Origin of the sequence: Aneurinibacillus sp. UBA3580 (assembly GCF_002375825.1) — a bacterium.
Classification (GTDB): domain Bacteria; phylum Bacillota; class Bacilli; order Aneurinibacillales; family Aneurinibacillaceae; genus Aneurinibacillus; species Aneurinibacillus danicus.
Genome location: NZ_DFMZ01000048.1, coordinates 1 through 12,162, shown reverse-complemented (window position 1 = coordinate 12,162; position 12,162 = coordinate 1). Strand labels below are relative to the sequence as shown.

Genomic DNA, 12,162 nt, shown 5'->3' with positions numbered 1-12,162 from the left:
CCCCGCTCTTCCCGCACTTCCTGGAACAGACGCGAACTCATGCTGCCACCAAGCACGTTGTTCATTAAAATAAGCGAGTAGATGTCTTCATGTCCTACGTCATAGCCCGGGAAAGAGAGGCAAAGATGCGCTTGCTCCGTATCTTTCTTTCTCCAAATGGAGCCTGCGGTAAAGTTCGGTTTCACATCCGGTGTCAGCTCTTTCGTCGTGCGTTTGTAACCGGAGAAATAACGGGTAATCTCACCGAGCAATTTGTCGGTTACGTTGCCTGCCACCGTAATGACCGTTTGCTCCGGCGTGTAGCGTGCTTCAATATAGCGGTGTATATCCTCCCGTGTGATTTGATTCAGCACATCCTCCGTGCCAAGAATGCTGTAGCCAAGCGGATGCGTTTCGTAGCATGCCTTGGCGACGAGATCGTGCACCAGATCATCCGGTGTATCGTCATACATACGGATTTCCTCAATGACGACATTTTTCTCTTTCTGCAGTTCCTGCTCATCAAATACCGAATTGAAGTACATATCCGATAAAATATCAAGTGCAACCGGCGCATGTTCATCCAGCACCCGCGCATAATAACAGGTGTATTCTTTTGAAGTAAACGCGTTCACATGCCCGCCGATTTGGTCGAACGATTCGGCAATTTGCTTCGCCGAGCGGGCCGTGGTCCCTTTAAACAGCATGTGTTCAATAAAGTGAGAGATGCCGTTCACTTCTGCATTTTCATATTTCGAACCCGTGCCGATCCATATGCCTAAAGCAACAGAACGGACTGTCGGTATTTTCTCGATAATGACGCGCACGCCATTGTCCAGCGTATATTTTTCTATCACTACGCCTGCCTCCTCCAAATGACAAGAATGTCACATATTTTTCTACTATAACAAACTTAAGAAGTGCACTCAATAGGGGGGCACACGACGCGTGGAGAGGGTATCACTGACCGTGCCAAGCGTAAGTTTTTTCTCTTTGACATATCGAATGAGCCTTGGCAGTGCTTCTGCCGTGGGCGCCGTCGGGTGCATAAGCACAAGCACACCGTTATTGATTTTCGGAGCGACCGTACGAAACCATTGGTCCGGAGAAGGTTTACGCCAATCGACGGTATCGGCTGTCCACAGAATCGTCCTCAGATGATAACGGGCGGCCATATCGACAACCCGCTGATCGAAATCACCGGACGGTGGGGCAAATAGTGTCGGTGTAATGCCTGTAGCTTCAGTAATGGCGGTGTTGGTCTTTGTAATTTCCTGTTCCATGCGTGTTAACGAAAGCTGGCTCATGTTCGGATGCGAATAGGCATGACTGCCAATCTCATGACCAGCTTCGGCTATTTTCTTCGCTTCGTCAGGATATTTCTTCGTCCAGCTTCCATCAAGAAAAAAGGTAGCTTTCACTTTTTCTTTCTTCAATGTCTCGAGGATGGCTGGCAAATATTCATTGCCCCAGGCGACATTAATCATGAGGGACACCATAGGTTTATCGGAATTCCCCCGATAAATCGGGGCGGCGGCCAGCTGGTCTAGTCCAATAGTCGGCTTTACTTCCCGATACACGATGAGTGACTCATCCCACCTCCCGGCCTGCTGCATCCGCTGCAGGCTCGCCTCTTCATCAATGGAAAGCCCATTATAGCCGGGAATCGCTTTCCAGATCGGATCGATACGCGCGTTTACCGGGGGAATATTTTTTGTTTTGGCCGCTTCCTTCAATTGCTGCTCCCATTGTGCCACCTGGTTTGTCAGCGCTGCCCGATCCATCTTCTTCGATGCGATATATAAATTCACCGACTCCGATGTCATTACACTATATAAAAAGAACAGAAAGCACAGCAGAGCCAACAATCGATTCATACCTCTTCACCCCTCCCGCACATGGATAAGTTTGTACAATCTTATGCGGAAAGGGATGCAAGCATGCAGCCTGCTTCATTTTTTTGAAAATAGTATATACATACAAAAAATAGCGACTGACTTGAAGTCGTGTGTCGCTATCTTTCTACTTATTGATTCTTATTTTCCGCTGCTTCTTTCTCTTTTTGCTTCTGCTCTTTCAGCACCGCTTTATGAGAAAGGTTCACACGGCCTTGGTTGTCGATTTCAGTAACTTTGACCAGCAGCTTGTCCCCGATGGACACGACGTCTTCGACTTTGCTGACACGCTCTTCCGCCAGCTGGGAAATATGAACAAGTCCGTCTTTGCCCGAGAACAGCTCTACGAAGGCACCGAACTTCTCGATACGCTTAACGGTACCGTTGTAGACCTGCCCCACTTCGACTTCACGCACAATGTCTTCAATAATCTGCTTCGCCCGTTCGTTCGCATCTGCGTCCGGCGAAGCGATATATACGCGGCCATCCTGCTCAATGTCAATCTTTACGCCTGTTTCTTCGATAATCTTGTTAATGACGCGGCCGCTTGGTCCGATAACATCACGGATTTTGTCCGGATTAATGCGAAGAATCGTGATCTTCGGCGCAAACCGTGACAATTCCTTACGCGGCTCCCGGATCGTTTCTTCCATTTTATCCAAAATGAATAAACGGCCTTCACGTGCCTGGTTCAGCGCCTGCTCAAGAATTTGGCGATCGATCCCCTCGATTTTGATGTCCATTTGCAGCGCAGTAACCCCTTTACGCGTACCGGCTACTTTGAAGTCCATATCACCAAGATGGTCTTCCATACCTTGAATGTCAGTTAGAATCGTGACATGCTCTCCATCTTTAACAAGACCCATGGCAATACCGGCTACCGGCGCCTTAATCGGTACACCTGCATGCATCATCGCCAGCGTACTCGCACAGATGCTTGCCTGAGAGCTGGAGCCGTTTGATTCAAGAACTTCGGAGACGAGACGAATGGTGTACGGGAATACGTCTTCGCTCGGGATAACCGGCTCAAGCGCACGCTCACCAAGCGCACCGTGTCCAATTTCACGGCGTCCCGGCGCACGCAGCGGACGGGCTTCCCCTACGCTGTACGGTGGGAAATTATAATGGTGCATAAAACGCTTGGACTCTTCCAGGCCAAGTCCGTCAAGAATCTGTACGTCACCGAGCGCACCAAGCGTACATACACTGAGCACCTGGGTTTGTCCGCGCGTAAACAGGCCGGAGCCGTGCGTGCGCGGCAGCAGATCGATTTCGCAGGAAATCGGGCGAATCTCATCTAATGCACGACCGTCCGGACGCACTTTATCATGTGTAATGAGGCGGCGGACTTCGCTTTTCACGATGTCATGCAGAATTTCGCTAATCTGCTTTTCTTGTTCCGGATACGTTTCCGCAAAATGTTCCAGCGTTTCCTCATTGATGGCATCAATCGCATCATAACGCGCCTGTTTCTCCTCGATGCGTACGGCCTCAATTAAGCGTGCTTCCGCATAGTCCCTTACAGCCGCTTCAATCTCCGAATCGAAGGAAATCAGCTCGACTTCCATTTTTTCTTTGCCGACTTCGGCCGCGATTGTACGGATTTGCTCAACGATTTTGCGAATTTCTTCATGGCCGCGCATAATCGCCTCTAGCATAACTTCTTCCGGCACTTCATCGGCACCCGCTTCAACCATGTTGATCGCATCATATGTACCGGCTACGGTCAGATTCAAGTCGCTCTTCTCCAACTGCTCTACAGTCGGATTGATGATAAATTGTCCGTCGACCCGTCCTACGATAACGCCGCCGATCGGTCCGTTGAACGGTACATCGGAAATGCTCAGGGCGGCGGACGTTCCGATAATCGCTGCCACTTCCGTTGAACAATCCTGATCCACCGACAGCATCGTGTTTACGATTTGCACTTCATTACGGAAGCCTTCCGGGAATAGCGGACGAATCGGACGATCAATCAGTCGGCTGGTTAATGTAGCCTTCTCGCTTGGACGTCCCTCGCGTTTAATGAAGCCACCCGGAATTTTACCTACCGCATACAGTTTTTCTTCATAGTTTACTGTCAGCGGAAAAAAATCAAGGGGAGATGGTTTCTTGGACGCGGTTACCGTGCTCAGTACCGCGGAATCGCCGTAGCGTACCAGCACCGCCGCATTGGCCTGCTTGGCGAGCTTGCCGTATTCAATCGACATTTTTCGCCCGGCAAGGTCAAACTCATACACTTTTACATCTACATCCATAAAAAATGATGCCTCCTCTCTTGCCTCAACAAAAGATATTTCGTCATTTTTCTAGTATTTCCTGCATTGACAGGAAATAAAAAAGATAAGTTGGAGTCGGAAAACGATCATGGCCGATAAGCCACAAGCCCCGACATGAAAATGAAGGGAAGGGTGACTGCCTTTTATGGTAGGAGGGCTACAGGCATGAAAAAAGCGGGGAATCCCCGCTTTCGCTTATCGACGTAAGCCTAATTTGTTGATTAACTCACGGTAACGAGTTACATCTTTGTCCTTCAAGTAAGCCAGCAGATTGCGGCGTTGACCAACCATTTTCAGCAGTCCACGGCGGGAGTGGTGGTCTTTCTTGTGCGTACGAAGATGATCGTTCAGGTAGTTAATTTTTTCAGTAAGGATAGCGATTTGTACCTCCGGAGAGCCTGTATCAGACTCGTGTGTACGGTACTCTTCAATCAGCTGTTGCTTGCGTTCTTGTGTCAAAGCCATCCTATTCACCTCCTCATTGATATCCCCAATGCCCTAGAAAACCGTTGGTGACTCGGCTTTCCAAGCCATGGTTATTAAACTAACAAAATACATTATATCATAATCGAAAAACAGAGTAAAGCCCTGTCCTTATACAATTGAATGTTTGGCGAACTGTTCTTTTGCAGTCACCACATCAGCGTTAATCTGAGCAATGAGCGCATCCACTCCGGCAAACTTTTGTTCTTCACGGATAAAGAACAAGAATTCTACTTCTAGGGTCTTATCATAAATATCGCCCGCAAAATCGAACAAATGGACTTCCAGCGATTTTTCTTTATGCTCATTTTCGAACGTTGGCTTAATGCCTACGTTCATTACACCGTAGTAGGAGCGGCCTTCCAATCCTGCTCGTACGCCGTAAACGCCATTTTTCGGAACAATATAAGGGGCGTAAAGACGGAGATTGGCTGTTGGAAATCCAATTGTGCGTCCGCGCTTCTCTCCATGCACAACTTTTCCGCGCACACGATATGGCCGACCAAGAAACTGTGTAGCTTCTTTGATTTTGCCGCTGTACAAATATTCACGAATCAGGGTACTGCTGACTTTCTCACCGAATCGGTTGACCGGAGCTACCACATCCACGTCATATCGTCTATTTGCATGTTCTTTAAGTGTGAATACTGTTCCCTTTCCTCTGTGCCCGAATGTATAGTCAAATCCAGCCACCACATGTTTCGGACATAACTGCATGAGGAATTCATCGATGAAGTCTTCTGGATAAATGGCGGCAAATGAGATATCGAAATGGACAACGTAAGCGATGTCCACTCCCATCTTTTTCAGCTGTTCCAGTTTTTCGTCTGTGGGCGTTAAATACTGAGTATATCCGCTTTGACCAAGCACCTCGCGCGGATGCGGGTCAAATGTCATCACGGCGGATTTTACGCCTAACGATTTCGCCACGTCTATCGCTTTCTGGATAACCCGGCGGTGACCGACGTGAACGCCGTCAAAATAGCCCAGCGCAAGCACGCACGATTCGCCTTCAAAATCAGGCGACAGCGGATAATGCAAACGTTGAATTTCCATTTATGTCTCTCCCTCCGGAAACACTCTTACCGGTTTGGATTCCACACCGTTCTCTTTATCTATATATACCACTTCATGCAGTGCAAGAAAAGCGCCGTCCGGACTGTACAGACGAATCTTGTCCCCAACTCTCCAATTGCCCGGTTTACGATGACGCTGGCTAAGTCCGTTGCGCATTGCCTGGATACGGCCGGCCGGAACGATGACAGCCGGATATTGAAGAAGCCCTCTATCGAGCGGATACAGCAGTTCCTGCAGCCGCTCTTCTGCGGCTGCTTCTTCTAGCTGGTCAAATGTCACACACTGTTCGAGTGTAAACGGGCCGCTTTTAATCCGCTGCAAGTACGACATATGAGCCGGATAGCCAAGAGCCTGCCCGATATCCACACACAACGTCCGGACGTAAGTGCCTTTCGAGCAGGTAACGGTAAACGTAACGGTTGGATGCTCTGTATCCAGATCCATTTGTTCGATGTTCATTTCATAAATCGTAATCCGGCGGGCTTTCCGTTCTGCTGTTTTTCCCTGCCGCGCCAGCTCATGCAGCCGCTTGCCATCCACTTTTACCGCCGAGTACATCGGAGGCAGCTGTTCAATATCGCCAACAAAACGATCGAAAGCCTCGCGCACCTGCGTATCGGTAAGCGGCGGTTTGACTATTTTCTCTTCAAGAATCTTGCCGCTTGCATCCTGCGTATCGGTGGATGTGCCGATCGTCATGGTGGCCCGATATACTTTCGGCGTTTCATGCAGATAATCGGCCACTTTAGTCGCCGGACCGATGCAGATTGGCAGCACACCGGTTACATCCGGATCCAGTGTACCGGTGTGCCCCACCTTTTTTGTGCGGGCAATGCGCCGCACTTTCATTACACAATCATGCGAAGTCATGCCCTCTGGCTTGTACAGCGGGACGATGCCGGATAGTCCGCTCATCATTCATTGCCACACTCCCGTAACGCGGCGCTGACTTTTTGCGAAACCGCCTTCTTCACTTCAACAATCGTTCCCGATACCGTACAACCTGCGGCACGTACGTGGCCACCACCACCAAACGATTTGGCAATCGCCGCCACGTCGACTTCACTGCGTGAACGGAAACTGACTTTCACTTTGCCATCCGCCACCTCTTTGAACAAAACGCCGACTTCGACACCTTCGATATTGCGGCCATAATTAACAAGCCCTTCCGTATCTTCATTATTCGCGCCCGTCTCTATCAGATCCGTCAGCGTAACGGTCAGATACGCAGCTTTATCATTATCGGTAAGCTCCAATGTCTGCAGCGAACGCTGCAAAAGGCTGACATGCGCCTTTGTAATCGATTCAAGCACCCGTTCGGCGATCGCGGCAGGCTCTACCCCGTGGGCAAGCAACTCGGACGCGGCCTCCATAACATACGGAGTCGTATTGGAATAACGAAATCCACCGGTGTCCGTCAGCAGCCCGGTATACAGACAGGTAGCAAGCTCTTTTCCCAGCGGAAGGCCCATATGTTTCACCAGATCGAAAATAATTTCTGCCGTAGCTGCCGCATCGGTCCGCACAAGATTTACCGTTCCGAACAAATCATTTGTCGGATGATGGTCAATATTGAGCAGTTCGCGCTCTTGCGTAAACCATGCCGCCACTTCCCCGACGCGGGCAAAATCAGCGCAGTCGCATGTAATTATCGTCCCGTATGTAGGATGCTCCGCCCGTTCGGAAGCGTTCAAAATATCATCCGCTCCGGGCAGGAACATGAATTTGGCCGGGGTTTTCCCTTCGTTGACAAGCGTCACCTGCTTGTCGAGCTGGCGTAGAAGCCATCCCATCGCCAGCAAGGAGCCGGTAGCATCCCCGTCAGGATTGACGTGATTCACAACAAGAAAGTGCTGATGCTGCTTTAGAAAACGCGCAGCGGCTTCCAGGGATGCTTTGTACGAGCTCATTATTTGTCTTCCCCTTTTTCTTCATTAATCTTGTTCAGCAGTGATTCAATGCGACTGCCGTATTCAACGGATTCGTCGAATTTGAACAGTAAATCCGGGGTATGGCGCAGGCGGACGCGACGTCCGATCTCCGAGCGCATAAAGCCCTTCGCTTTTTCCAGCGCTTTTAGCGTATCGGCCTTCTGGTCTTCACCGCCAAGTACGCTAATGAATACTTTTGCCTGGGACAGGTCACCGGACACTTCAACGCCGGTTACCGTTACGAAGCCAATGCGGGGATCTTTAATCTCCCGCTGGATGATTTGGCTCAGCTCTTTTTTAATCTGCTCACCTACACGATTGGTACGAATGTTGCCCATCGTCGTTTCACCTCATTCTGGTTGAACGTGCGTGTTTTAAAATTACTGGGCGACTTCCTCCATGATGAACGCTTCAAGGATGTCCCCTTCTTTAATGTCGTTATATTTCTCGATTGTAATACCGCACTCGTATCCTTGAGCCACTTCCCTTGCGTCATCTTTAAAACGTTTGAGCGCGTCAATTTTACCTTCGTATATGACAATACCGTCGCGAATCACGCGGATACCGGCATCACGCTGAATCTTGCCGTCGGTAACATAACAACCTGCAATCGTGCCGACGCGGGATACTTTGAATGTCTGGCGTACTTCCGCCTGGCCGATAATCTTTTCTTCGTACACCGGCTCAAGCATTCCTTTCATCGCCGCCTCGATTTCTTCTATTACTTTGTAAATGATGCGGTGCAGACGAATGTCCACTTTTTCCGCTTCCGCCGTCGTGCGGGCATTTGGCTCAGGACGAACATTGAAACCGATGATAATCGCGTTAGATGCAGACGCAAGAATAACATCGGATTCAGTAATGGCACCTACCCCGGTATGAATAATATTCACGCGCACGCCTTCGACATCAATCTTCTCAAGCGAACCCCGCAGCGCTTCAACCGAGCCCTGTACGTCCCCTTTGATGATAACATTGATGTCTTTCATTTCGCCTTCCTTGATTTGATTGAATAAATCGTCCAGCGATACGCGTGCCGATGCGCGAAGTTCTTTCTCGCGTCGGCTCGTCGAACGGCGTTCCCCAATCTGGCGCGCCATTTTCTCATCTTCAAATACCATAAATTGATCGCCGGCCTGCGGCACATCGTTCAAACCGGTAATCTCGACTGGCGTGGACGGCGGTGCTTCCTTGATGCGACGGCCTTTGTCGTTGACCATGGCGCGAACGCGACCAAAAGCTGTACCGACAACGATCGGATCTCCAACCTTCAAGGTTCCAGATTGCACAAGAATCGTCGCCACCGGTCCGCGGCCGCGGTCAAGCTCAGCCTCGATAACCGTACCGCGGGCCCGTTTATTCGGGTTGGCTTTCAGTTCCTGCACTTCAGCCACAAGCAGGATCATTTCGAGGATGTCGTCGAGACCTTCCCGTTTCAACGCTGAGACATGGACGAAGATTGTATCGCCGCCCCAGTCTTCCGGTACAAGACCGTGCTCTGTAAGCTCTTGCTTCACCCGATCCGGGTTGGCCGAAGGTTTATCCATTTTATTCACCGCAACGATAATCGGCACGTTCGCCGCTTTCGCGTGGCTAATGGCTTCCACCGTTTGTGGCATCACTCCGTCATCGGCTGCTACTACGATGATAGCGATATCGGTTACTTTGGCTCCGCGCGCGCGCATGGTGGTAAATGCGGCATGGCCTGGCGTATCCAGGAAAGTAATCTTCTTCCCGTGCTTGACTACTTGATAGGCTCCGATATGCTGTGTAATACCACCCGCTTCCGTTGACGTAACATTTGTTTCACGGATTGCATCAAGAAGCGTTGTCTTTCCGTGGTCAACGTGACCCATAATGGTAACGACCGGCGGACGCTCTTCCAGCGTATCTGGCTCATCGATTTCTTCAATATTTTCAAAATCGCTGTAGTCGAGTTCAATCTTCTCTTCCACTTCGATTTCATAGTCAGCGGCGATCAGGTGAATGGTGTCCAGATCTAATTCCTGGTTAATGGTCGCCATTACACCGAGTCCGAAAAGTTTCTTGATGATTTCAGACGGCTGCTTCTTCATTTTTTTAGCAAGCTCGGCTACCGTCATCGAACCTGAAACCGTAATTTTCTCCACTTTCACTTCCTGCTTCGGCACTTGCTGCTGCCGGCTGTTCGGGCGTTTCATCGTTTTATTCGGCTCAGACGACTTTTTGTTATCGTCGAAACGCTTCGGACGTGCGTTTAATTTCTGCGTAGTTTTGCCGCGGCTTTGATTGGTGCGGTCTTCACGCGGCGGTTTGCCAGCGGCCGCCTTCGGCTTATTGCCGCCCTGACCCTGCGGTCTGCCGCCTTGACCTTGTGCTCTTCCACCACCCTGGCCCTGCGGTCTGCTGCTCTGACCTTGCTTTCTTCCGCCACCCTGGCCCTGAGAGTTGCCTCTTCCGGCCTGGTTGCCATTTCTTTGCTCTTGACCAGTACTACTTTGTGCTTTACTGTTCACGTTTCGATTATTTTGTTGTTGGTTTTTTTCCATCTTCCCACTCTTTTCCGTATCACGCTTTTGTTGTTCTTGACCGTTTGCGCGTTGTTTTACCTGCTTCAGGTGCTCTTCTACCTTTTGAATCGTGCTGTCTTCCAATGTGCTCATGTGGTTGTTTACTGATAAATTGAGTTTAGTAAGCAAATTAATCATTTGCTTACTGCTAATCCCAAGCTCTTTAGCATATTCATAGACTCTCAATTTACTCATCTATCCACCCCCGACAGTTATTGGTTAATCAGCTGCGTCAATCGTGCTGCGAAGCCGGCATCGGTCACGCCAATGACAACTCGTTGCTCCTTTCCAAGCGCGGCGCCAAGTGTCAGGCGATCACCATACGTTGTAAAAGAAACCTCGTAGCTGCCGCACTTATCTATTACTTTTTTGCGAGTGTTGGGGGATGCATCGCCCGCCAGGATGACCAGATGCACCTGTCCCTGACGAACGGCCTTGATGACCAATTCTTCTCCCGTAATAAGCTTGCGGGCCCGCTGCGCCAGGCCAAGCATCTGCTCCACCTGGTTCATTTGCGTACATACCTCGCAAACTCTCGTTCCAGCTCCTCGTACTTTTCATCCGTTACTTCCGTTTTTAGGGCACGGTTCAGGAGCTTTTTCTTTTTTACAATATCAAATGCCTCCCGGGAGCGGGACACATACGCACCGCGTCCCGACGCTTTGCCGGTAGGATCGATTTTGATCTCACCTTCCGGCGTACGCACGATGCGCAGCAAATCGCGTTTTTCAAACATCTCCTGGGTAGCCAGACATTTGCGCTGCGGGGTTTTTCTCAGTTTCACGAAAACCTACTCCTTTTCATCCGCTGCGTCTACAGCAGCTGCATCGGTTTCAGCTTCGTACGCTTCATCCTGTACAAATGTGTCCTGCTGCTCTTCAGATGCACCATCGGCCGGAATAACAGAAACCGGTTCGCTGTATACGAATCCTTCCTCGGCAGCCTGTGTTTCGCTCTTGATGTCAATTTTCCAACCCGTCAGCTTGGCGGCCAGGCGGGCGTTTTGTCCACGCTTGCCAATCGCAAGTGACAGTTGATAATCAGGTACAATGACGCGCGTTACCTTTTCCCCTTCATATACGGTTACATGCACCACTTTGGAAGGGCTAAGCGCATTTGCGACATATTCAGCCGGATCTTCCGACCACTTCATGATGTCGATCTTTTCTCCTCTTAGCTCCTGTACAATCGTCTGTACACGCATCCCCTTAGGACCTACGCAGGCACCTACAGGATCTACGTTCGGATCTGCAGAGTAGACGGCAATTTTGGAACGGTCACCCGCTTCGCGCGCCACAGATTTAATCTCCACGACACCATCGAAAATCTCCGGCACTTCCAGCTCAAACAAGCGTTTCAACAGTCCCGGATGCGTACGGGACACAAAGATTTGCGGTCCCTTCGTCGTTTTCTCCACTTTGGTGATGAACGCTTTGACCCGATCACCCTGCTTAAATGATTCGTTCGGCATTTTCTCGTTCAGCGGCATCAGCGCTTCGACTTTGCCGAGATCAATATAATAAAATCGGCTGTCTTGACGCTGCACGATGCCGGTTACGATGTCCTGCTCACGATCGATAAACTCGCTGTAAATAATGCCGCGCTCCGCTTCACGGATGCGCTGTGTAACGACCTGCTTAGCGGTCTGCGCCGCGATGCGTCCGAAATCGCGCGGCGTGACTTCCATGTCGATAATGTCATCAACCATGTAGTTCGGGTCGATTTCCTGCGCTTCATCAATTGAAATCTGCGAACGAGGGTCCGTTACCTCTTCTACCACGGTTTTGCGGGCGAATACGCGTACGTTGCCCAGTTCGCGGTTAATATCTACGCGCACGTTCTGCGCGGAATTGAAATTACGCTTATAGCCGGAAACAAGCGCCGCTTCGATCGCTTCAATCAGCACTTCCTTGCTGATGCCTTTCTCTCTCTCTATCTCATTTAATGCTTCAATAAACTCGGCATTCAT

12 protein-coding genes are annotated in these 12,162 nt (G+C 50.1%); all 12 read right to left on the bottom strand.

Annotated elements, in window-relative coordinates; genetic code table 11:
• Positions 1-836 (bottom strand): M16 family metallopeptidase (locus B2899_RS07585; RefSeq protein ID WP_286884792.1); only part of this gene is annotated, 836 nt, incomplete at its 3' end.
• Positions 837-905: 69 nt separating this feature from the next.
• Positions 906-1,856 carry a polysaccharide deacetylase family protein gene (locus tag B2899_RS07580; protein ID WP_286884791.1) on the bottom strand — a complete coding sequence of 317 codons (951 nt, stop codon included), beginning with the start codon at positions 1,854-1,856 and terminating at the stop codon, positions 906-908.
• Positions 1,857-2,005: 149 nt separating this feature from the next.
• A complete protein-coding gene (gene pnp, locus B2899_RS07575; protein WP_286884789.1) occupies positions 2,006-4,132 on the bottom strand; it encodes a polyribonucleotide nucleotidyltransferase in 2,127 nt (708 codons plus the stop codon).
• Positions 4,133-4,348: 216 nt separating this feature from the next.
• A complete protein-coding gene (rpsO, locus tag B2899_RS07570) occupies positions 4,349-4,618 on the bottom strand; it encodes a 30S ribosomal protein S15 (protein WP_146808965.1) in 270 nt (89 codons plus the stop codon).
• Positions 4,619-4,747: 129 nt separating this feature from the next.
• Positions 4,748-5,692, bottom strand: coding sequence for a bifunctional riboflavin kinase/FAD synthetase (locus B2899_RS07565; RefSeq protein WP_146808964.1), 945 nt, complete (start codon positions 5,690-5,692; stop codon positions 4,748-4,750).
• On the bottom strand, positions 5,693-6,631 hold the full coding sequence (gene truB / locus B2899_RS07560; protein ID WP_246147233.1) for a tRNA pseudouridine(55) synthase TruB: 939 nt from the start codon (positions 6,629-6,631) through the stop codon (positions 5,693-5,695).
• Positions 6,628-7,623, bottom strand: coding sequence for a DHH family phosphoesterase (locus B2899_RS07555; protein WP_286884785.1), 996 nt, complete (start codon positions 7,621-7,623; stop codon positions 6,628-6,630). Before B2899_RS07555 ends, truB begins: the two co-directional genes overlap by 4 nt.
• Complete coding sequence (gene rbfA, locus B2899_RS07550; protein WP_286884783.1) at positions 7,623-7,982, bottom strand: 30S ribosome-binding factor RbfA; 360 nt, start codon at positions 7,980-7,982, stop codon at positions 7,623-7,625. Before rbfA ends, B2899_RS07555 begins: the two co-directional genes overlap by 1 nt.
• A gap of 42 nt (positions 7,983-8,024) precedes the next feature.
• Complete coding sequence (gene infB, locus B2899_RS07545; RefSeq protein WP_286884781.1) at positions 8,025-10,388, bottom strand: translation initiation factor IF-2; 2,364 nt, start codon at positions 10,386-10,388, stop codon at positions 8,025-8,027.
• Between the two features lie 17 nt (positions 10,389-10,405).
• Positions 10,406-10,705 carry a YlxQ family RNA-binding protein gene (locus B2899_RS07540; protein WP_286884779.1) on the bottom strand — a complete coding sequence of 100 codons (300 nt, stop codon included), beginning with the start codon at positions 10,703-10,705 and terminating at the stop codon, positions 10,406-10,408.
• Entirely contained in the window at positions 10,702-10,977 is a 276-nt protein-coding gene (rnpM, locus tag B2899_RS07535) for an RNase P modulator RnpM (protein WP_286884777.1), read from the bottom strand. Before rnpM ends, B2899_RS07540 begins: the two co-directional genes overlap by 4 nt.
• A gap of 6 nt (positions 10,978-10,983) precedes the next feature.
• On the bottom strand, positions 10,984-12,162 hold the full coding sequence (gene nusA, locus B2899_RS07530; RefSeq protein ID WP_146808959.1) for a transcription termination factor NusA: 1,179 nt from the start codon (positions 12,160-12,162) through the stop codon (positions 10,984-10,986).

Coding starts and splice junctions, on each gene's coding strand:
- B2899_RS07580 (WP_286884791.1), bottom strand. CDS start 1,856: ATGAATCGATTGTTGGCTCTGCTGTGCTTTCTGTTCTTTTTATATAGT.
- pnp (WP_286884789.1), bottom strand. CDS start 4,132: ATGGATGTAGATGTAAAAGTGTATGAGTTTGACCTTGCCGGGCGAAAA.
- rpsO (WP_146808965.1), bottom strand. CDS start 4,618: ATGGCTTTGACACAAGAACGCAAGCAACAGCTGATTGAAGAGTACCGT.
- B2899_RS07565 (WP_146808964.1), bottom strand. CDS start 5,692: ATGGAAATTCAACGTTTGCATTATCCGCTGTCGCCTGATTTTGAAGGC.
- truB (WP_246147233.1), bottom strand. CDS start 6,631: ATGATGAGCGGACTATCCGGCATCGTCCCGCTGTACAAGCCAGAGGGC.
- B2899_RS07555 (WP_286884785.1), bottom strand. CDS start 7,623: ATGAGCTCGTACAAAGCATCCCTGGAAGCCGCTGCGCGTTTTCTAAAG.
- rbfA (WP_286884783.1), bottom strand. CDS start 7,982: ATGGGCAACATTCGTACCAATCGTGTAGGTGAGCAGATTAAAAAAGAG.
- infB (WP_286884781.1), bottom strand. CDS start 10,388: ATGAGTAAATTGAGAGTCTATGAATATGCTAAAGAGCTTGGGATTAGC.
- B2899_RS07540 (WP_286884779.1), bottom strand. CDS start 10,705: ATGAACCAGGTGGAGCAGATGCTTGGCCTGGCGCAGCGGGCCCGCAAG.
- nusA (WP_146808959.1), bottom strand. CDS start 12,162: ATGAATGCCGAGTTTATTGAAGCATTAAATGAGATAGAGAGAGAGAAA.